The organism is Mesorhizobium waitakense (genome assembly GCF_056431085.1).
Genome location: NZ_JBWKME010000072.1, coordinates 11,759 through 31,481, shown reverse-complemented (window position 1 = coordinate 31,481; position 19,723 = coordinate 11,759). Strand labels below are relative to the sequence as shown.

The window sequence follows — 19,723 nt, the reverse complement described above, 5'->3', positions numbered from 1 at the left end:
GATTTCGCGCTATAATACCGGCGCTTGAGGGAATTCCATGCGAAAGGACATTCATGCCCTGGAACGATAAAAGCGGCGGCGGCGGCCCATGGGGCGGCGGCGGCAACAATCAGGGACCCTGGGGGCAGGGACCAAAGGGACCGAGCGGCCCGCAGGGCTCACCTCCCGATCTCGAAGACATCATCCGCCGCGGCCAGGACAGGCTACGGCGCGCACTGCCGGGTGGCGGTGGCGCAAGCCCGGCTATTTTCGCGCTGATCGCGGCAGCATTAGTGGTGCTGTGGGCGTTCCAGGCGGTTTACACCGTGCAGCCCGATGAGGTCGCGGTTGAACTGCGCTTTGGCAAGCCGAAGGCCGAACTGTCGCAACCCGGCCTGCATTTCCATTGGTGGCCGCTCGAAACCGTCGAGACGGCGAAGATTTCTGAACAGCTCGTCGACATTGGCGGCGGCAACACCAGCGGCAACGGCCTGATGCTTTCGGGCGACCAGAACATCGTCAATGTCCAATTCTCGGTAGCCTATCAGGTCTCCGACCCCCGGGCCTATCTGTTCGACGTCTCCGATCCCGACGGCATGCTGCGGCAGGTTGCCGAAAGCGCCATGCGCGAAGCCGTCGGCCGCCGGCCGGCGCAGGACATCTTCCGCGATGACCGCCAGGGCATCGCCGCCTCGGTTCGCGAGATCATCCAGACCACTCTGGATGGCTACAAGGCCGGCCTCAACGTCAATGCGGTCTCGATCGAGGATGCAGCACCGCCACGCGAGGTGGCCGATGCGTTCGACGAGGTGCAGCGTGCCGAGCAGGACGAGGACAAGTTCGTCGAGCAGGCCAACCAGTACTCCAACCAGAAGCTCGGCCAGGCGCGCGGCGAGGCCGCACAGGTTCGCGAAGACGCGGCCGCCTACAAGAACCGGGTCGTGCAGGAAGCCGAAGGTGAGGCGCAGCGCTTCATCTCCGTCTATGACGAATATGCCAAGGCGCCGGATGTGACACGCAAGCGCCTCTATCTGGAAACCATGGAGAGAGTTCTGAAGGATTCGAACAAGGTGATCGTCGAGCAGGGCAACGGGCAAGGGGTCGTTCCCTATCTGCCGCTGCCGGCATTGCAGCCGAAGGCGCCGGCCGCCCCTGCTGCCGCTACGGGAGGTAACCAGTAATGGCCAATCGTCTCCCCATCATCGTCGTCGCCGCGGCGATCATCCTGTTCCTGCTCTACTCGTCGGTGTTCGTGGTCAATGCGCGCCAGCAGGCGCTGGTCCTCAGGTTCGGCGAGATCGTCGACGTCAAGAGCGAACCCGGCATCTACTTCAAGGCGCCGTTCTCGTTCTTCGACGCCGATACGGTGCAACTGATCGAGAACCGTGTACTGCGCTTCGACCTCGACAACATCCGCGTCCAGGTGTCGGGCGGCAAGTTCTATGAGGTCGATGCCTTCATCGCCTATCGCATCTCGGATCCGCGCGTCTTCCGTGCCGCCGTGTCCGGTCAGATCGAACTGGCCGAAGCCCGGCTCAGGACGCGTCTCGACGCTGCCTTGCGCCGTGTCTACGGTCAGCGCGATTTCGAGGCCGCGCTCTCCGAACAGCGCGCCGTGATGATGCGCGAAGTCCGCGATCAGCTCCGGCCCGACGCCACGTCGCTCGGCCTGCAGATCGAGGATGTCCGCATCCGCCGTACCGATCTCACCGCGGAAGTCTCGCAACAGACTTACGACCGCATGAAGGCCGAACGCCTGGCAGAGGCTGCGCGGCTGAGGGCACGCGGCAACGAAGCGGCACAGCGCATCACGGCTCGCGCCGATCGCGAAGTGGTCGAGATCGTTGCCGAAGCGCAGAAAGAGTCGGAAATCCTGCGAGGCGAGGGCGAAGCCCAGCGCAGTGCCACCTTCGCGGAAGCGTATCAGCGCGATCCGGCCTTCTTCGACTTCTACCGGTCGATGAACGCCTATGGTAAGGCGCTCGACAACACCGGGACGACCATGGTGCTGTCGCCGAACTCGGAGTTCTTCCGCTTCTTCCGCGATCCCGACGGCAAGGAGGCACCGGCGAAGCCGGTTTCGCCGGCACCAGCCGCTCCGGTGACGGCACCAGCCGCTCCGGCGCCGGCACCTGCCGCGCCGGCGGCACAGCCCAGCACCAGCCCGTAGCGGCAGGTGCAGGACTTTTTCGCCGCCATGGGCCTTGTCCTTGTGATAGAAGGTCTGGTCTATGGCGGCTTTCCCGGCCTTGCCAGGAAACTCGCCACTGAAGTGCTGTCGCTGCCCGAGAATGCGTTGCGGATCGCCGGGCTGGCGGCGAATGCCATCGGTGTCGGCATCGTCTGGCTGGTGCGAAGCGGGTGAGGGCGGCGAGCTTCGATCCCGGGGGATACGAGCTTCGATCCCGTGATACGAGCTTCGATCCCGGGATAACGGATGATTTATCCTCTGCCGATAGTCATAGCCGCAAACGTGCCGTATTTTTTGCCAACATGGCGCGACGCGGCGTTTTCGTCGAAGCGCTTTTCTTTTCAAGAATACCGGGAGGCTTCTCGATGACAACCAATTCCCTTTTGCGCGCAGCGCGGCGGACGTTCATCGCCGGCGCGGTAGCCCTTCTCGTCAGCTCCGTCGCTGTGCCGTCCTTCGTGGCGCCGACATTTGCCGCCGACGGGCCTGCTTCGGTCGCCGACCTTGCGCAAGGCCTGCTCGGCGCGGTGGTCAACATTTCAACCTCGCAGACTGTGAAGGGTACGGAAGGTCCGGGTGCGGTGCCGATGCCGCAATTGCCTGAGGGCTCGCCCTTCCAGGATTTCTTCGACGACTTCTTCAAGAACCGTGGCGGCGACAAGGACAATGGCGGCCAGAAAGTGCAGTCGCTGGGCTCCGGCTTCGTCATCGACGCGGAGCAAGGCATCGTCGTCACCAACAACCACGTGATCGCCGATGCCGACGACATCGAGGTCAATTTCTCCGACGGCATCACCTTGAAGGCGACGCTGGTCGGCACCGACACCAAGACCGATGTCGCGGTGCTGAAAGTCGACCCGAAGGGCCACAAGCTGACGGCGGTGAAGTTCGGCGATTCCACCAAGATGCGCGTCGGCGACTGGGTCATGGCGATCGGCAATCCGTTCGGCCTCGGTGGCACGGTGACGGTCGGCATCGTTTCGGCCCGCAACCGCGACATCAATTCCGGCCCCTATGACGATTTCATCCAGACCGACGCCGCGATCAACCGCGGCAATTCCGGCGGTCCGCTGTTCAACAGTGCCGGCGAGGTCATCGGTATCAACACCGCGATCATTTCGCCGTCGGGCGGTTCGATCGGTATCGGCTTCTCCATCCCCTCGCAACTCGCCTCCGGCGTCGTTGACCAATTGCGCCAGTTCGGCGAGACCCGGCGCGGCTGGCTCGGCGTGCGCATCCAGCCCGTGACCGACGACATTGCCGAAAGCCTCGGCATGGCGACCGCCAAGGGCGCGCTGGTCGCCGGCGTCATCAAGGGCGGCCCGGTCGACAACGGCACCATCCAGGCCGGCGATGTCATCCTTAAGTTCGACGGCAAGGACATCCATGAAATGCGCGACCTGCCGCGCGTGGTCGCCGAAAGCCCGGTCGGCAAGGCGGTCGACGTGCTGATCGTGCGCAAGGGCGTCGAGCAGACCGTGAAGGTGACGCTCGGCCGGCTCGAAGATGGCGAAAAGCTTGCCAGCGGCGAGGACGGCAGCAACACCGACCAGAACAAGGGCGACAAGGCTCCGGCGGTCTCGACGGCTTCGGTGCTCGGCATGACCGTCGGCGAACTGAACGACGAGACGCGCAAGAAGTTCAGTATTGCTGCCGATGTCTCCGGCGTCGTCATCACCGATGTCACCAAGGATTCGGCTGCCGCCGAACGCGGCATCCAGCCGGGCGAGGTGATCACCGAGATCGCACAGGAATCGGTCGCCACGCCCAAAGATGTCATGGACCGGATTGGCGCCTTGAAGGAGCAAGGGCGCAAGAACGCGCTGCTGATGCTGGCGTCGAAGACCGGCGAGCTCAGGTTCGTGACGATCCGGATGGACTGAAGTCAGGAAAGGCTTGTAGTGCCCTGATTTTGAGACGAAAAAAGGCGGCTATTGAGCCGCCTTTTTTCTTGCCTGCCAGTCCTTGCGCGACAATCTGTAGAGGACATGCCGCTTGAGCGCCGGGTGGCTGTCAGGGACGTCGGGATGGTCGAAGTCGCTAGCCGGGTCGACCCTCATGCCGAGGCGTTTCATGACGGCGGTGGAGCGATGGTTTTCGTAGACGGCGAAAGACACGATGTCGTCCAGGTCGAGCGTTTCGAAACCGTAGGCGAGCCAGGCCTCGGCCGCCTCGGTGACGTAGCCCTTGCCCCAGAATTCCGGGGCGAGACGCCAGCCTATCTCGATCGTGCCGTCGGGGAGGACGTCGATGTCTTCTGTCCCGGTTATCCCGACAAAGCCGATGCACTCGCCCGTGGCCGCAATCTCGGCCGCGGCGAAGCCATAGCCGTCCTCATCGACCCAGGCGCGGACCTCGTCCATCTTGGCGTCCGCCTGCGCGCGGTTGCGGCGGAACGGAAAGAATTCCATGACCTGTTCGTCGGAATTGATCCGGTGGAACAGTTCGCGATCGCGATCTTCCCAGTTGCGCAGGATCAGGCGCTCGGTACGCATTGGTTTCATTGTACAAACTCTTCCTGCCTATAGCCCTGCACATAGAGCAATGCGGTCAAGTCGCCATGGTCGATGCGAACCTTTGCCTGTGCCGCCACCGTCGGCTTGGCATGGAGGGCGACACCGGTGCCAGCCAGCCGGATCATGTCGAGATCATTGGCGCCGTCGCCGACAGCAATGGCGTCAGTCGGCGTCAAGCCGAGACGTGTGGAAATCTCGATTAGCGCATCGGCCTTGGCGGCGCGGCCGAGTATCGGTTCGCCAACCAGCCCGGTGAAGCGGCCGTCCTCTTCGAGCAGGCGATTGGCGCGATTCTCCTGGAAGCCAAGCATGGCCGCGATGCGCGTCGTGAACACCTCGAACCCGCCAGACACCAGTGCTGTCCAGGCGCCATGGGCCCGCATGGTGCGCACCAGCGCGCCGCCGCCCGCGGCCAGCGTCAGGCGATGGGCGACGATTCGGTCGACCACGGCGGCGTCGAGGCCCTTCAACAACGCCACCCGCTCGCGCAGGGCCGGTTCAAACGCGATCTCTCCATTCATCGATCGCGCGGTGATGGCGGCGACATGATCCTTGACGCCGATCTCGTCGGCCAGTTCGTCGATGCATTCCTGGTCGATCATGGTCGAATCCATGTCGGCGATGAGGATCTTCTTGCGGCGGGTTTCCGCCTGCTGGACGATCACGTCGACCGGTTCGGTGGCGAGTGCTGCACGCAGGGCGGCACTTATATCGACGGCGTCAGCCTCTTTCGGCAAGGCAAGATCGCAGGCAATCCCGTCGGCAAGCCAGACAACAGCGCTTGCGCCGACCGAGCGTGACGCCATATTCGCAAGCGACAGCGACAAAGCGCGATCGGCGGGACGGGAAACAAGCGTGGCGATGAGCGGCATGGACGATTCCGGCGGACAGGCGGGCAAAGGCCGCGTGAAGGACGCGATCCTGATAGCCGGGCCGACCGCCAGCGGCAAGTCGGCCCTTGCGCTCGATCTGGCCGAGCGCAAGGGCGCCGTCATCGTCAACACCGATTCCATGCAAGGCTATTCGGTGCTCGACGTGCTGACCGCCCGGCCGGGTGCGGCCGACCTCGCCCGCGCGCCGCATTTTCTCTATGGCCATGTCCACCCGGCCACAGCCTATTCCACCGGCGCGTGGCTGCGCGACGTGATGAAGCTGATCGACGACAGTACGCTCTCCGGACAGCCTGCTATTTTTGTCGGCGGCACCGGGCTCTACTTCCGTGCGCTTGCCGAAGGCATTTCGGAAATGCCCGACATTCCGCAGCGGATTCGTGACCGCTGGCGCTATGAGCTGAAGGAGCAGGGCGCCGTCAAGCTGCACAGCCTGCTGCTGCGCGAGGATTCTGCGGCTGCCATGATGCTGAAGCCGACCGACAGCCAACGCATCGTGCGGGCACTGGAGGTGCTCGATGCATCGGGCCGTTCGATCCGGGAATGGCAGGCGGAGCGCGGCCGGCCGCTCATCGACAGGCAGAGCGCGCGTTTCATCGTGATCGAGCCGGACCGGGCGGCGTTGGTCGACCGCATCGAAAAACGCTTCGACCAGATGCTGGACAAGGGGGCGCTGGACGAGGTCAAGCGGCTATCGGCGCTAGGCCTCGACCCCGAATTGCCGGCGATGAAAGCGATCGGCGTTCGCGAACTGCAGGCCGCGATGGCTGGAGAGATTGGCTTTCCCGAGGCGATCGAGCGCGCCAAGATCGCAACCAGGCAATATGCCAAGCGGCAAACGACCTGGTTCAGGCATCAACTGGGCTCGGAGTGGCAAAGATTGCGGCCCGGTGACGATCTGGAAACCACGATTTGATCGCCTGTTTCCATTGCAACCTGAAAAGTTTATCTGCAAGGTAAGGTTCCCGTTGCGGTTGTCCAAATTAACCCTCCGTAAGCCCGCCCATGCCATAAGGTCAATGGGCACTTTTCCATTGGGGAGCAGATGCGTTTCCATAAGGCGGAATCAGCATTTTTCGTCTTTATCTTCGTGATCCTGGCCGCCGGCCTGGTGACGCTGCATGCCTATGGACTGCTGCAATCCTTCGCCACCGAGCTGCATACGGCTTCGGGCATGGACAAGGTCATCTATCTGAACAAGCTGCTGTTCGCGACCGGGGTGCTTTTGGCCACTGCGCTGTTCTTCGGCATTTTCTTCATCTATCCGCTGATCCGCAAACAGGCGACGGAGGAAGGCAAGCTGCGCGCCATGACGGTATCGCTCAGCGCCCGCTCCGAGACACTCGAGCATGCCGCGTTGACCGACGGCCTGACCGGCATGCAGAACCGGCGCTATTTCGACGACGCGCTGAAGGAATATCTCGAGGAGTTCCGGCGCATCGAAAAGCCCGTCGGGCTGATGATCCTCGACCTCGACCATTTCAAGCAGGTCAACGACACCCACGGCCATGATGTCGGTGACGAGGTGCTCAAAGCCGTCGCGAGCTGCCTCAAGGATATGACACGCTATCACGACGTGGCGGCGCGGCTGGGCGGCGAGGAATTCGCCGTGGTCACGCCCAACATGGACGCCGAACTGCTGGGCAGGTTTGCAGAGCGCATCCGCAAGGCGGTCGCCAACATGTCGGTGCTCTCCGGCAATGTCCGGCTCAAGATCACCACCAGCGTCGGTCTGGCTGTCTGGGACCGCAAGGAAACGGCGGAGGAGTTCTATCGCCGCGCCGACCGCCAGCTTTACGAGGCGAAGAGGCAAGGCCGCAACCGCGTCTGCGCCTAAAATCCCATCATTGAATTCGTGAGGCTGGCCGTTTGATGCCGGCTTCTGTGCTTCCGGTGCTCACGGACCAAATGTCCGCTCCGCTACGGTTCTTGAAGTCGACACCAATCGACTCAGCCTGAAGAATTCCCTGACGGGATTTGCCCAGGCATGCCAACGAAGCCCCGAACGCTTCTCGCAAGCTTCTCGGAACTGTCAGCAGGAGACGTAACGTTGCCGGCTCAGTCGTTTTGCGGGCGCAGGCCGAAGGTCGCGGGCTTGAGGCCGTAGCGCATGTCGAAATCGTCATCCGATTGCACCCGACTGGTGGCCGGCGGCTTGCGGTAGTCGGGATCGCCGGCCTGGCGGCTTGAATCGACGACTTCGGCGAAGGCCATCGCCTGCTGCGTTGATTTCGGCACGTTGCGCAGCCGCTCGACGATCGCCACCAGGTCGACATCCTCGCCGGCTTTCGACTCAGCCTCTTCGCGTTTGTTGGTGCCGGGGATCAATTCCGAGGATAGTTTTTCGAACTTCAGTCGCATCGTCGTCGCCACGCCTTCGCCAAAGGCAATGGCCTCGCGCTGGCCCATGGACGACAGGAAAGCCAGCGTCGAGGCCGAGGAGTCGGCAATCGCCGAGCGGATGATCGCCTGGTCCTGCTCATTGGCAAGTCGCATGGCGAAGAAGGTCGAACATTGCGACAGGATGGTCGGGTCGAGCTCGCCCGGTCGCTGGGTGACGACGCCGAGATAGCAGCCATATTTGCGGCCTTCTTTGGCGATGCGCGACAGCGCGTGCCTTGTCGGCGCAAAGCCGAGACGCGGATCGGCCGGCATGTAGCGGTGCGCTTCTTCGCACAGAAGCAGAAGCTGCAGCTTGCCCTCGCTCCACAAAGCGAGGTCGAAGGCTAGGCGCGCCAGCACCGAACAGACGGAATTGACCACTTCGGACGGCATGCCTGCCATCTCGAAGCAGGTCACCGGGCGACCATGATGCGGCACGCGAAAGAGGTTGCCGATCGTCTCGTGGATGGTGTCCTCGATCAGGCGCGAGTTGAACATGAAGCGGTAGCGTGGGTCGGCCGCCGCCGATTCGACGCGCGTCTTCAGGGATTTCAGCGTCGGGCGATCAGTCTTGCTTTCGAGCATCCCCATACGCTCGTCGATCTGCTTGATAAGGTCGGCGATGCGGTAAGGCACCGGCGTATCGGCGGTCAGCGCATCGCTGCCGCGCCTGATGTAGCTGCCCGAATTCGGGTTGCGGTAAAGGTTCTTGGCGGCGGGGATGAGGTCGCGCAAGGCGTCGATCTCTTCCGGCACCGTCTCGCGGCCGCGGAACAGCACCTCGGCGAACTCCTCCAGTCTGAACATCCAGAACGGAAGGTCGAGCGTCTTGGAATCGACCCTGACGCAATATTCGGGCAGCGACGCGGCGAACTCGTTGTGCGGATCGAGGATCAGGATGCGCAGGTCCGGCCGTGCCGCGATCGACTTGCGCAGCAGCAACGAGACGGCGGTGGATTTGCCGACACCAGTGGTGCCGACCACGGCGAAGTGACGCGCCAACGTATCGTCGATGGCGATGTTGGCGGCGATCGTCTCGTCCTGTGAGAGTGTGCCGATGGTGATCGAATGACGCCCGGCCAGATCATAGACCGCCTGCAGGTCACGGGTGCGGATGCGATGGGCGATGGCGCCGATATGCGGATAGGTGGTGATGCCGCGATCGAAGATCGGCTTGGCGCCCGGCTCTGCTCCGTCGCGGACTTCGCCGATCAGCTCGATGCTGACCTCGATCGGGTTTTGACCTTCATTGCTCCAGGCGCGGTCCGACTTGCCGATCCCGTAGACCAGGCCGACGGTTCGCGTGGATCCCAGATTGATGGAAATCATCTTGCCGACTGTCCACAGGCCGGTCACCGCGCCGTCAATATCGTCCGCAAAGGCGCCGATGGTGGCGCGCGCGCCGTCGCATTGCACGACGTTGCCCAGAATGCGCCTGTCGTTCTGCTCCGCGTTGCGACGCTCCTGCGATGTCGGTTCTCCAACGGAGGCTTCGCGTTCGACATACATGGACAGACCAATCCCCATTTCCCCTGGAGCATCGACCCTACAGGAACGGGGTTAAGGCTGGATGAGGTCGGATGGTGTAGAGACGATTAAGGGGTCCGTGAAAATTGTCGCGAGAGGGCTCTTTTCCATCGCCGGCATTTCGCTATAGTGGATATATGGATGATATAGCGAACGATATTTCCTCGACCATCGGCAGAAGAATACACGCCGAAAGGACCATGCGGGACTGGTCGCTGGCCGAGCTTGCGGGGCGCTCCGCCGTGTCGAAGGCGATGCTGAGCACGATAGAGCGCGGCAAAACCAGCCCGACGGCGGCCCTCCTGGTGCGCATCGCGTCGGCCTTCGGCATGACGCTGTCGACGCTCATCGCGCGCGCCGAATTGCAAGGCGGCGGGCTGCTGCGCGAGGCCGATCAACCGGTGTGGCGCGACCCTGGTACGGGCTATGTCAGGCGGCATCTGTCGCCCGCCTCGGACATGCCGCTGGAACTGATCAGGGTTCAGTTGCCGGCGGGCGCCAGGGTCAGCTTTCCCGCCGCGTCCTATGCCTTCATCAAGCAGCAGATATGGCTGATTTCGGGGCGGCTCGAGTTCGCCGAGGGCGATGTGGTGCACCGGCTCGACCCCGGCGATTGTCTGGCACTCGGCGCGCCATCGGACTGCACCTTCCACGCCCTGGAACCCGGCGCCGACTATCTCGTCGCGCTGGTCAGGGGTTGAAGTCATGGCCAGACGACCAAAGCGCTCCCACAATGGGGGGCCGCCTCTTGACGAGTACAAGGGGCCGCCATGGGGCAAGGGCGACCCCTACATCTTCCTTGCCTGGCAGGCCGCCCATGCCAAGGCGTGGAAGGCGCCAAGCCGCGAGGTCATGCTGCTGCGCATGGACAAGGCCGAGCGGCTGGGCCTGACCTATGAGGAATATACGCTCGAGATATTGGAGCGCGGGCGGCATCTCAGGGAAGAAGACACCGAACGCATTGGCGCCATCAAGGCGGCACGAAAGCGCCGCCGCGTGCGCCATCTCGACTGACGACCGCTTCAGTCGTGCCATCGCAATCACGGACATCACGCGCATGAACTCGATCGAGATCGGAACACTGACCCCAGCTGCGGCGACGCAGGAGATGCTGGCCGGATTGCTGGTCGCAACGGTAGCGGCCGGTGGATCGGTCAGTTTCATGCATCCGCTGGCACCGGAAGCGGCTAGCGCATTCTGGCAGAAATCCCTGGCAGCAGCGGCAAGAGGGGAAAGGGCGGTGCTTGGCGCCTGGGACGGCGAGGTCCTGGTCGGCACTGTCACCCTGTTGCTCGACTGTCCGCCCAACCAGCCCCACCGGGCCGAGATCGCCAAGCTGATGACCCGTTTCGATTACCGGGGCAGGGGCGTGGGAACGCACCTGATGCGAGCCGCCGAGAGCCTGGCCGTGGAAAAGGGGCGCACGCTGCTGGTTCTCGATACGGCGACGGAGGAGGGTGCTTCAGACCTCTACGAGAAGCTCGGTTTCACGCTGGCAGGCGAGATACCGGACTATGCCTTGAAACCGCATGGCGGACTGACCGGTACGCTCCTCTACTGGAAGCGTATCGGACCAATCTCGTAACCAGTCACGTCGGACCGTAGCCGGAGAGGCGCGACAGCAGCCACTGATGGAAATCCTGTTCGGCGCTGGTCAGGCGTGCGGTCGACGCCTTGGTAAGGAAATGCCCCGAGGTGCTGGAGAGTTCGAAGTCGGAAAGCCTGACCAGGGTCCTGCTGTCGAGCGCGGCATCGACCAGCGGCCGCGAGCCCAGCAGCACGCCGGCACCGGCCCTGGCCGCCTCCATGGCGGCAACGAAACTGTCGAAGCGATGCGATCGCCGGGGGTGGCCGGCCAACCCTGCGGCCGCGAACCATTCGGCCCACATCTCGCGTGCGCCGGCGACCAGAAGCAGCGGCAGGGAGGTCCAGTCGGCGTCGCCGGCCAGGGCCGGGGCAGCCACCGGCACGAGCCGCTCGGCGGTCAGCCTGTCGGCGTCACGTCCGGGGAAGGATCCGTTGCCGAAACGGATGTCGAGCGCCGAACCCGGCAGGTCGTAGTCGGTCGGTCGGTGGATCGTCACCAGATCGAGCTGAATGCGCGGCAATGCCTTGGCCAGATCGGGCAGGGCCGGGACGAGCATCAGCAGGGCACAGGAGATCGGCGCTCGAACGGTCACGGTCTGGACGGCGCGCGGCTCGAACAGTTCCGCGGTGCTGCTGCCGATGGTGGCGAAAGCCGACTGGATGTGGGGCAGGTAAGCCGCGCCTTCCGGCGCCAGCGCGACGCCACGTGCTAGCCTGGAGAACAGGCGCGTCTTCAGCCGTTGTTCGAGAAGCCGGATGTGCTGGCTGACCGCCGCCTGGGTCAAGCCAAGCTCGGTTGCCGCGGCGGTGAAATTCGACAGCCGCGCCGCGGCCTCGAAACTGCGCAGCCAGTCAAGCGGAGGCAAGGGCGGGATTATTCGAGCCATTAGTTCTTTGAGGTCATTGGCCAAAAAAGGATAATTTGAGTTATGCCTTTCGCGCGGTCAACATGCAATCGAAACCTGCGGATCGGACCGCAGGCGTAGCGGACAGGAATGGATCTCCATGCTCACCCACGCGCTGATCGGCGACGAAGGCGGAACCATCGAACTTGGCTGGAAGGACGGGACGCGCACCCGCTTTCACGCCATGTGGCTGCGCGACAATGCGCTGGACGACAAGACGCGCAGCGCCGGCAACGGCCAGCGGCTCATCACCATCCTCGACATTCCAGCCGCGACGAAGATCGGCGCGGCGTCGATCAAGGGCGACGCCCTCGAGGTCAGCTTCGTGCCGGAAGGAAAGACGGTGAGCTTTCCCTCGATATGGCTGAGCGCCAATGCCTATGATCGCGACGCGGCCCGCCAAGCCGGCTGGACAGGCGAGCACATCGTGCGCTGGACCAAGGCGACGATGCAGAGTTCCGTGCCGCGTGCCGGCTACCCTGCTGCCAGCCGCGACCGCGACGTCCTGCGGCAATGGCTGTCGGCGGTGAAAGCCTATGGCTTCGCGGTGATGGACGACCTGCCGGCCGAATCCGGGGCGCTCTGCAAAGTGTCCGATCTGTTCGGCTATATCAGGGAAACCAATTACGGCCGCTGGTTCGAAGTGCGCGCCGAGGTCAATCCCAGCAATCTCGCCTACACCAATCTCGGCCTCCAGGCGCACACCGACAATCCCTATCGCGATCCGGTGCCGACGCTGCAGATCCTGTCCTGCATCGAAAATACGGTGGAGGGTGGCGAGTCCAGCGTCGTCGACGGGTTTGCCGTCGCGGCCGTCTTGCAGGCTGAGAACCCCGAAGGCTTTCGGCTGTTGAGTTCATGCCCGGCGCGGTTCGAATATGCCGGCTCGGCCGGCGTGCGGCTGCAGGCGAAGCGGCCGATGATCGAGCTCGGGCCCGACGGCGAGCTGATCTGCATCCGCTTCAACAACCGTTCGCTGGCGCCGACGGTCGACGTGCCGTTCGCCGACATGGAGGCTTACTATGCCGCCTATCGCCGGTTTGCCGAGCTGATCGAGGATCCATCCTTCGAAGTGACCTTCAAGCTCGAAGCGGGCCAGGCGTTCATCGTCGACAACACCCGCGTCATGCATGCCCGCAAGGCGTTTTCCGGCACCGGCAAGCGCTGGCTGCAGGGTTGCTACGCCGACAAGGACGGCCTGCTGTCGACGCTTGCGGCGATCGAACACGGGTTCAAGGAGGCGGCGGAATGAGCGGCCAGGACCTGAACGCGGACAACATCGTCGAGTTCATCGCCGACATCTTTGAACGCCGGGGTGCCGAATCCTATCTCGGTGAGCCCGTCACCATGTCGGGGCACATGCTGCAGGGCGCATGGTTCGCCGAGCAGGACGGCGCACCGGACGAGCTGGTGGCGGCGGCCCTGCTGCACGACATCGGCCACTACACCAGCGAGTTTGGCACCTATTCGCCCGAGGATGTCGAGGACAAGCATCATGACGAAGCCGGCGGCGAGGTGCTGGCGCCGTTCTTTCCGCCTGTCATCGTCGAATGCGTCAGGCTGCATGTCTCGGCCAAGCGCTATCTCTGCGCCACCGACCCGAGCTATTTCGGCAAGCTTTCGCAGGCTTCGGTGCATACGCTGTCGTTGCAGGGCGGGCCGATGAGCGCGGACGAGGTGGCCGAGTTCCGCAAGAACCCCTTCCATGAGGAAGCGGTCCGGGTCCGCATCTGGGATGAGAGCGGCAAGATCGCCAACATGAAGACACGGACGTTCCGCGATTACGTGCCGCTGCTGCAGCGGGTCGTTCGCGACTTTCGCGATCGCGCCTGACGCAACTCCGTCGAGGTCGAGCACGCTCGCCGTCTTGCCGTTGCGCCTGTTCCGATGTATTAGCCGCGCCCGACATGCGGCCCATATTTTCATTGGCCGCACTGTATCGACCACGCTTTTGATGGAGGCGACGATGAGATCTTGTTCACACATTTTGCGCCTCCGCGGCGGACGAACGGGCTGACCCGCGCCACAGCGGTTCCAATATTCTGGCACTCTGAGGACCGCCGTGCCGCGATGCGCGGCGGCAGCTATCGTCTGCATGCGGTTCATTATGCTGCAACGGCCCGTGGGCGGAAAACGGTGGGAAGCCGAGAGTTCCCCGCCGACGATCGCGGCTGCCTGAAAATCAAAGATGCTGCTTTGCAACACTCCGGCAGGCCATTGTAAACATTGAAGGAATGGCACTTGTGCCAAGTTTCTTGTGAGCCTAGAGACCGCGCCATTCCCAACCCGTCATCCTGAAAGGAGACCTGTCCATGTCACGCCAACCCAGATCGACACATTCCGTGCCGACGCTGGAATTGCGTGCGGCTGACAGGGTTCCAATCAGGAAGAACGGCCATGGCAAAGTCCATGATCCAGCGCAGGCAGGACGCCGAGCGCCAACGCATTGAAGTATATCAAGCATCGCTGCGGCGGGTTTCCGCTATGCCGCGCCCCGCTCCCGATTTCGAGCGGGCGCTCGACGAGGTTCGCCGCGGCTATGCAGGCATGGCGATCCGCGACGGCGCGTTGTGGCGTCCAAAGCTGAAGACGCGCGACCCGGCCCGGCTGCGGCTGGCTGCCGCCCGCTATCTCTTTGCGCGTTATCCGGTTTCGGCCGCGCTCGAGGCCATCTGGCTGGATAGGTCGGGACTAGATGGCCAGGAGATCGCACTTCGCCTGGCCTGGTACGTCACGGCTGCAGGTGGCGGCTCGCTCTACAAAGCGGGCGCCAATGCGTGGCTGTCGCGAAAGGAGGTGCACTGCTTCCTGAACGTGTCCGGCGATTTCACCTTCGACGAGGCGTTCTGGTTCGCGATCGTCCGGTCCTACACCGAGGATTGGGGGCTGGCTGCACGACTTGCACGCACGAGGATCGCGCGCACGCCGCGTGGCGAGTTGGCCTTCTGGCGCGAGGTGGCGCGCTTCTTCTGCGGACATCCCGCTTCGAAGGAGGAGATCGACGATCTCTGTGACTATGTCGGCGCCAAGCACCGGCGCGATGCTGCCTACAGCCTGAAGGGCCGCACGCTCGCCTCGCTGCACCGGCAGATGTCGGACTGGCATCGCGATCTTGCTGCGATCGAACGCATCGAGGCGATGCGCCGGCGGGCCGCCGCGCGGGCTCAGCCCGTCGACGGCGCACCCACGCAGTGCAGCGCCTGGGACGGCTCGCGCCTGCAGGATTGGGAATGGCATCCGCCGCCCAAGGAGGCGAAGGCGCATGGCGAGTGGTTCTCCATCCGCCAGTTGAAGACCGCAGAGGACCTCGTTGCCGAGAGCCGGGCGATGCATCATTGCGTGTCGTCCTATGCGACCAAATGCATTGCCGGCAATGCCTCGATCTGGGCGCTGCGGCGCAAGGCGCACGGCAAGACTGAACGCTTGCTGACGATCGAGCTCGATCCGCAGCATCGGGCGGTCCAGGTGCGCGGTTTCGGCAATCGTCTGGCAACGACGGACGAGCGCAAGATCCTCGAGCGTTGGGCCAAGGCGAAGTGCGTGACGCTGCAGGACTGAACAGAAAGAGCCCGCGCGGCGGAATCGCCGCGCGGGTTCAAAAAGGGGCGGATGTGCGAGGCGCTATCCCTTGTGATGGACCTGCTGCAGCCCGTAGACCGGCGTCGGCAGGCCTGCGTGCCTGGCCTTCAACTGCAGCGACAGGAACTGCGAATAGTGGCGTGACTGGTGCAGATTGCCGCCATGGAACCACAGTGCTTCCTGCTGCGTCGGTTTCCACATGTTGCGCAATTCGCCCTCCCATGGACCGGGATCCTTGGTGGTGTTCGAACCGAGACCCCAGCATTTGCCGACTTTGTCGGCGACGTCCCTGGAGATCAGGTCGGCCGCCCAGCCATTCATCGAACCATAGCCGGTGGCATAGACGATGACATCGGCGGGCAACTCGGTGCCGTCACTGAGCAGCACCGAGTGCTCCTTGATCTCAGCCACGTTGACACCGCTTTTCAGCTTGATCGAGCCATCGATAATCAGATCGGAAGCGCCGACATCGATGTAGTAGCCCGAACCACGCCGCAGATACTTCATGAACAGGCCCGAATCGTCATCGCCCCAGTCGAGCATGAAGCCGGCCTTGTCCAGACCCGTGTAGAATTTTGCATCGCGCTTCTTCATCTCGGCGTACGCCGGAATCTGGAATTCGTGCAGGATCTTGTAGGGCAGGGAGGCAAAGACGAGGTCGGCCTTTGCGGTCGTCATACCGCTTTGCACCGCCTGTTCCGAATAGAGGGACCCCAGCCCGATTTCCATCAACGTGTCGGACTTGACGATATGCGTGGTCGAGCGTTGCACCATGGTGACATCGGCGCCTGCTTCCCAAAGTGCCGCGGCTATGTCGTGGGCGGAATTGTTCGAGCCGACGACAACAGCTTTCTTGCCGGCATAGGCATCGGGACCGGGGTGCTTCGAGGAGTGATGCTGATTGCCCTTGAAGTTTTCCATGCCTTTGAATTTCGGCATATTGGCCTTGCCGGATTGTCCCGTAGCCAGCACCAGCTGCTTCGGCCTTAGCGCAATGTCCTTGCCGTCGCGGTGGACGACGACCGTCCATTCCTTCTTCTTGTCGTCATAAGACGCGCTCTTGGCCTCGGTCGAGGACCAGTAGTTCAGTTCCATCACCTTGGTGTACATTTCCAGCCAGTCGCCGATCTTGTCCTTGGGCGAAAAGACCGGCCAGTTCTTCGGGAAATCGATATAGGGCAGATGGTCGTACCAGACCGGGTCATGCAGGCAGAGCGACTTGTAGCGCTTGCGCCAGCTGTCGCCGGCCCGTTCGTTCTTCTCGATGATGATCGTGGGAACGCCGAGCTGCCGCAGCCGCGCGCCGAGTGCGATGCCGCCCTGGCCGCCGCCGATGATCACCGTGTAGGGCTGCGTCTTGAAGCCGAGCTCAGCGGCTTCGTTCTCGCGTTCTTCCTTCCATGTCTGACGGTTCTTGCCCGAGCCATGTTTGGCACCCATCGGCCGCGCGAAACCCGCCGGCTCCTCGTGGCCTTTCAATTCGACCATGGTGGTCAGCAGCGTCCAGATCTTGCCGTCCTTCAGCCTGACATGGCCGAAGCCGCGCGCCACCTCTGTCTCGAAGCTGATCCAGCCATCTATCAGTCCGCCGCTCTCGGTCGCGTCCTCACCCTTGGCGATGGCGAAGTGGGATGGCTTGGTCTTCGACAACTGGCTCTTCAGCATGTCGCGGACCTGGTCGCGGCCCTCCATGGTCTTGATGTTCCAGGTGAAGGTGACGAGGTCACGCCAATAACAGTCCTCCTGAAAGCAATCGACCGCTTTCTCGATGTCATTGGCGACCAGGGCGGCGCCGAATTGGTCGAGCAGGTCGGACAGTTTCTTGTTAGGGGCCTTGTCGAGCATCAGCTTTCCTCCTTGGATTGTGATCGCTTCTCGATCGAGCGATTTGGCCGGACTGAGTTGTCCACGATGAGCGGAGTATTTCTTCAAAAGCTCCGCAGCGTCACGCCCTCCAATAGTTTGGCGTGTTTTCAATGCCTTATCGGGAACCCCATGGGATTTTCCGGTGATGGCTTGCCGGTGCCGAAGAGGAGAGCCGGCCCCTTTGCTGCGGGTTCATGTCACTCAGATTCGCCGTTGACAGCGGCGTAAAACCAATTCTATTGTCCGCCACCATGAAAACGGCACTCATTCTCGTAGGAAAGCGCGTGGGCAAGGCGGTGTAACCGCCGGGCGAAAACCTCCCATGCGCACACACAGGCTCCCTCGGGGGCCTTTTTTATTGCCTGAAACACGACTAAACGACCAGCAATCGCCAGATGGCGGCAGTACGGGACCAGACCGATGAGCAACGGACAGAGTGAGCGGCGCGAAATGCCAAGAACCGAAATGACGGGCGCCGAAATGGTGGTGCAGGCGCTGAAGGACAATGGCGTCAAGCATGTCTTCGGCTATCCGGGCGGCGCGGTACTCCCGATCTACGACGAGATCTTCCAACAGGACGAGGTCGAGCACATCCTGGTGCGCCACGAGCAGGGCGCCGGCCATGCGGCGGAGGGCTATGCGCGCTCGACCGGCAAGGCGGGCGTCATGCTGGTGACGTCGGGACCCGGCGCCACCAATGCGGTTACGCCGCTGCAGGACGCGTTGATGGATTCGATCCCGCTGGTCTGCCTGACCGGGCAGGTGCCGACTTCGCTGATCGGCTCTGACGCTTTTCAGGAATGCGACACGGTCGGCATCACGCGCCCCTGCACCAAGCACAACTGGCTGGTGAAGGACGTCAACGAACTCGCCGCAACCATCCACGAGGCCTTCCATGTCGCGACCACCGGCCGTCCCGGTCCGGTCGTGGTCGACATTCCGAAGGACGTGCAGTTCGCCAGGGGCTTTTACGTCTCGCCGCAGATCGCGCCGCGCACCAGCTATCAGCCCAAGGTCCAGGGCGACCTGGAAAAGATCAAGGCGGCGGTCGAATTGATGGCCGGCGCCAAGAAGCCGATCATTTATAGCGGCGGTGGCGTCATCAATTCGGGTCCGGAAGCGAGCCATCTCCTGCACGAACTGGTCGATCTCACCGGCTTCCCGATCACCTCGACGTTGATGGGGCTCGGCGCCTATCCGGCATCGGGCAAGAACTGGATGGGCATGCTGGGCATGCACGGCACCTATGAAGCCAACATGGCCATGCATGATTGCGACGTGATGATCTGCATCGGTGCGCGCTTCGACGACCGCATCACCGGGCGGCTGACCGCGTTTTCGCCGAACTCGAAGAAGATCCACATCGACATCGATCCGTCGTCGATCAACAAGAACGTCCACACCGAAGTGCCGATCATTGGCGATGTCGGCCGGGTGCTGGAGGATATGGTGCGGCTGTGGCGGGCCACCGCCAAGGCCGACAAGAAGGCGCTCTACCCCTGGTGGGAGCAGATCGCCAAATGGCGTGCGCGCGATTCACTCGCCTACAAGATGAACAACGACGTCATCATGCCGCAATACGCCATCCAGCGGCTCTACGAACTGACCAAGGGCATGGACACCTACATCACCACCGAGGTCGGCCAGCACCAGATGTGGGCGGCGCAGCACTATCATTTCGAGAAGCCGAACCGCTGGATGACGTCAGGCGGGCTGGGCACGATGGGTTATGGCCTGCCGGCGGCATTGGGCGTGCAGATCGCGCATCCCGATGCGCTGGTCATCGACATCGCCGGCGACGCCTCGGTGCAGATGACGATGCAAGAGATGAGCGCGGCCGTGCAGCACGACGCGCCGATCAAGATCTTCATCCTCAACAACCAGTATATGGGCATGGTGCGGCAGTGGCAGCAGCTGCTGCACGGTAACCGGCTGTCGCATTCCTACACCGAGGCGATGCCGGACTTCGTCAAGCTGGCCGAGGCCTATGGCGGCCACGGCATCCGTTGCGAGAAGCCGGACGAGCTGGACGATGCGATCAAGGAGATGATCGCGGTGAAGAAGCCGGTGCTGTTCGATTGCCGCGTGGCAACGCTTGCCAACTGCTTCCCAATGATCCCGTCGGGCAAGGCACACAACGAGATGCTGCTGCCCGACGAGGCGACCGACGAGGCGGTGGCCAACGCCATCGACGCCAAGGGCAGGGAACTGGTGTAATCCGCTCAGCCGAGGCAGGGCTGTCGCGAGAAGCCGTGCGAAAACAGAGAATTAGCTCAATAGTTTGAAATCGAGATTCATGTC

The 19,723-nt window shown here is 62.9% G+C and carries 18 protein-coding genes; 13 read left to right on the top strand and 5 right to left on the bottom strand.

From position 1 onward, the window contains the following. The first annotated feature begins 53 nt into the window (after nt 1-53). From hflK to AC07FD_RS16765, 4 genes are all read left to right on the top strand, one after another. Nucleotides 54-1,160: an FtsH protease activity modulator HflK gene (hflK, locus tag AC07FD_RS16780; RefSeq protein ID WP_478350746.1), complete on the top strand. Its 1,107-nt coding sequence runs from the start codon at nt 54-56 to the stop codon at nt 1,158-1,160. Then, nucleotides 1,160-2,149, top strand: a complete 990-nt coding sequence (gene hflC / locus AC07FD_RS16775; protein WP_478350745.1) for a protease modulator HflC — start codon at nt 1,160-1,162, stop codon at nt 2,147-2,149. Before hflK ends, hflC begins: the two co-directional genes overlap by 1 nt. Nucleotides 2,150-2,155: 6 nt before the next feature. After that, a complete protein-coding gene (locus AC07FD_RS16770) occupies nt 2,156-2,344 on the top strand; it encodes a DUF2065 domain-containing protein (protein WP_478350744.1) in 189 nt (62 codons plus the stop codon). 191 nt (nt 2,345-2,535) lie between these two features. Then, entirely contained in the window at nt 2,536-4,053 is a 1,518-nt protein-coding gene (locus AC07FD_RS16765; RefSeq protein ID WP_478350743.1) for a DegQ family serine endoprotease, read from the top strand. A 48-nt stretch (nt 4,054-4,101) separates the two neighbouring features. Here AC07FD_RS16765 and AC07FD_RS16760 read toward each other — a convergent pair whose 3' ends face one another. Together AC07FD_RS16760 and serB are read right to left on the bottom strand one after the other, a co-directional pair. After that, a complete protein-coding gene (locus AC07FD_RS16760; protein ID WP_478350742.1) occupies nt 4,102-4,674 on the bottom strand; it encodes a GNAT family N-acetyltransferase in 573 nt (190 codons plus the stop codon). Further along, complete coding sequence (gene serB / locus AC07FD_RS16755) at nt 4,671-5,558, bottom strand: phosphoserine phosphatase SerB (RefSeq protein ID WP_478350741.1); 888 nt, start codon at nt 5,556-5,558, stop codon at nt 4,671-4,673. The genes AC07FD_RS16760 and serB overlap by 4 nt, the downstream gene beginning before the upstream one ends. On the opposite strand from serB, the gene miaA reads away from it, so the two are divergent. Both miaA and AC07FD_RS16745 read left to right on the top strand, forming a co-directional pair. Next, nucleotides 5,548-6,492 (top strand): tRNA (adenosine(37)-N6)-dimethylallyltransferase MiaA, encoded by a 945-nt coding sequence (miaA, locus tag AC07FD_RS16750; protein ID WP_478350740.1) that lies wholly within the window; start codon nt 5,548-5,550, stop codon nt 6,490-6,492. The genes serB and miaA overlap by 11 nt on opposite strands. 129 nt (nt 6,493-6,621) lie before the next feature. After that, nucleotides 6,622-7,413, top strand: coding sequence for a GGDEF domain-containing protein (locus AC07FD_RS16745; RefSeq protein WP_478350739.1), 792 nt, complete (start codon nt 6,622-6,624; stop codon nt 7,411-7,413). A gap of 221 nt (nt 7,414-7,634) precedes the next feature. On the opposite strand, the gene AC07FD_RS16740 is transcribed toward AC07FD_RS16745, so the two are convergent. Further along, nucleotides 7,635-9,467 (bottom strand): ATP-binding protein, encoded by a 1,833-nt coding sequence (locus AC07FD_RS16740; RefSeq protein ID WP_477227045.1) that lies wholly within the window; start codon nt 9,465-9,467, stop codon nt 7,635-7,637. A 155-nt stretch (nt 9,468-9,622) separates the two neighbouring features. Here AC07FD_RS16740 and AC07FD_RS16735 point away from each other — a divergent pair, with 155 nt between their 5' ends. The 3 genes from AC07FD_RS16735 to AC07FD_RS16725 are packed head-to-tail and all read left to right on the top strand — an operon-like array spanning nt 9,623 to nt 11,070. Then, entirely contained in the window at nt 9,623-10,186 is a 564-nt protein-coding gene (locus AC07FD_RS16735) for a helix-turn-helix domain-containing protein (RefSeq protein ID WP_457153058.1), read from the top strand. Nucleotides 10,187-10,190: 4 nt separating this feature from the next. Further along, complete coding sequence (locus tag AC07FD_RS16730) at nt 10,191-10,499, top strand: hypothetical protein (protein WP_184873406.1); 309 nt, start codon at nt 10,191-10,193, stop codon at nt 10,497-10,499. Nucleotides 10,500-10,542: 43 nt separating this feature from the next. After that, the gene (locus AC07FD_RS16725) at nt 10,543-11,070 is read left to right on the top strand and encodes a GNAT family N-acetyltransferase (protein ID WP_478350738.1); all 528 of its coding nucleotides are present in this window, start codon (nt 10,543-10,545) and stop codon (nt 11,068-11,070) included. A gap of 4 nt (nt 11,071-11,074) precedes the next feature. On the opposite strand, the gene AC07FD_RS16720 is transcribed toward AC07FD_RS16725, so the two are convergent. After that, complete coding sequence (locus tag AC07FD_RS16720) at nt 11,075-11,959, bottom strand: LysR family transcriptional regulator (protein ID WP_478350737.1); 885 nt, start codon at nt 11,957-11,959, stop codon at nt 11,075-11,077. A gap of 118 nt (nt 11,960-12,077) precedes the next feature. Here AC07FD_RS16720 and tmpA point away from each other — a divergent pair, with 118 nt between their 5' ends. From tmpA to AC07FD_RS16705, 3 genes are all read left to right on the top strand, one after another. Beyond that, nucleotides 12,078-13,229 (top strand): 2-trimethylaminoethylphosphonate dioxygenase, encoded by a 1,152-nt coding sequence (tmpA, locus tag AC07FD_RS16715; RefSeq protein ID WP_478350736.1) that lies wholly within the window; start codon nt 12,078-12,080, stop codon nt 13,227-13,229. Continuing rightward, nucleotides 13,226-13,810, top strand: a complete 585-nt coding sequence (gene tmpB / locus AC07FD_RS16710) for a (R)-1-hydroxy-2-trimethylaminoethylphosphonate oxygenase (protein ID WP_478350735.1) — start codon at nt 13,226-13,228, stop codon at nt 13,808-13,810. The genes tmpA and tmpB overlap by 4 nt, the downstream gene beginning before the upstream one ends. Before the next feature lie 564 nt (nt 13,811-14,374). Beyond that, entirely contained in the window at nt 14,375-15,535 is a 1,161-nt protein-coding gene (locus AC07FD_RS16705; RefSeq protein ID WP_478350734.1) for a PcfJ domain-containing protein, read from the top strand. Between the two features lie 63 nt (nt 15,536-15,598). On the opposite strand, the gene AC07FD_RS16700 is transcribed toward AC07FD_RS16705, so the two are convergent. After that, nucleotides 15,599-17,401, bottom strand: coding sequence for an NAD(P)-binding domain-containing protein (locus AC07FD_RS16700; protein ID WP_478350733.1), 1,803 nt, complete (start codon nt 17,399-17,401; stop codon nt 15,599-15,601). 441 nt (nt 17,402-17,842) lie between these two features. On the opposite strand from AC07FD_RS16700, the gene AC07FD_RS16695 reads away from it, so the two are divergent. Continuing rightward, nucleotides 17,843-19,639 (top strand): acetolactate synthase 3 large subunit, encoded by a 1,797-nt coding sequence (locus tag AC07FD_RS16695; RefSeq protein WP_478350732.1) that lies wholly within the window; start codon nt 17,843-17,845, stop codon nt 19,637-19,639. Nucleotides 19,640-19,723: the final 84 nt, after the last annotated feature.

Bases quoted from the DNA above. Each gene is read 5' to 3' on its own strand.
- hflK (WP_478350746.1), top strand. From the start codon at position 54: ATGCCCTGGAACGATAAAAGCGGCGGCGGCGGCCCATGGGGCGGCGGC.
- hflC (WP_478350745.1), top strand. From the start codon at position 1,160: ATGGCCAATCGTCTCCCCATCATCGTCGTCGCCGCGGCGATCATCCTG.
- AC07FD_RS16765 (WP_478350743.1), top strand. From the start codon at position 2,536: ATGACAACCAATTCCCTTTTGCGCGCAGCGCGGCGGACGTTCATCGCC.
- AC07FD_RS16760 (WP_478350742.1), bottom strand. From the start codon at position 4,674: ATGAAACCAATGCGTACCGAGCGCCTGATCCTGCGCAACTGGGAAGAT.
- miaA (WP_478350740.1), top strand. From the start codon at position 5,548: ATGAGCGGCATGGACGATTCCGGCGGACAGGCGGGCAAAGGCCGCGTG.
- serB (WP_478350741.1), bottom strand. From the start codon at position 5,558: ATGCCGCTCATCGCCACGCTTGTTTCCCGTCCCGCCGATCGCGCTTTG.
- AC07FD_RS16745 (WP_478350739.1), top strand. From the start codon at position 6,622: ATGCGTTTCCATAAGGCGGAATCAGCATTTTTCGTCTTTATCTTCGTG.
- AC07FD_RS16740 (WP_477227045.1), bottom strand. From the start codon at position 9,467: ATGTATGTCGAACGCGAAGCCTCCGTTGGAGAACCGACATCGCAGGAG.
- AC07FD_RS16735 (WP_457153058.1), top strand. From the start codon at position 9,623: ATGGATGATATAGCGAACGATATTTCCTCGACCATCGGCAGAAGAATA.
- AC07FD_RS16730 (WP_184873406.1), top strand. From the start codon at position 10,191: ATGGCCAGACGACCAAAGCGCTCCCACAATGGGGGGCCGCCTCTTGAC.
- AC07FD_RS16725 (WP_478350738.1), top strand. From the start codon at position 10,543: ATGAACTCGATCGAGATCGGAACACTGACCCCAGCTGCGGCGACGCAG.
- AC07FD_RS16720 (WP_478350737.1), bottom strand. From the start codon at position 11,959: ATGGCTCGAATAATCCCGCCCTTGCCTCCGCTTGACTGGCTGCGCAGT.
- tmpA (WP_478350736.1), top strand. From the start codon at position 12,078: ATGCTCACCCACGCGCTGATCGGCGACGAAGGCGGAACCATCGAACTT.
- tmpB (WP_478350735.1), top strand. From the start codon at position 13,226: ATGAGCGGCCAGGACCTGAACGCGGACAACATCGTCGAGTTCATCGCC.
- AC07FD_RS16705 (WP_478350734.1), top strand. From the start codon at position 14,375: ATGGCAAAGTCCATGATCCAGCGCAGGCAGGACGCCGAGCGCCAACGC.
- AC07FD_RS16700 (WP_478350733.1), bottom strand. From the start codon at position 17,401: ATGCTCGACAAGGCCCCTAACAAGAAACTGTCCGACCTGCTCGACCAA.
- AC07FD_RS16695 (WP_478350732.1), top strand. From the start codon at position 17,843: ATGAGCAACGGACAGAGTGAGCGGCGCGAAATGCCAAGAACCGAAATG.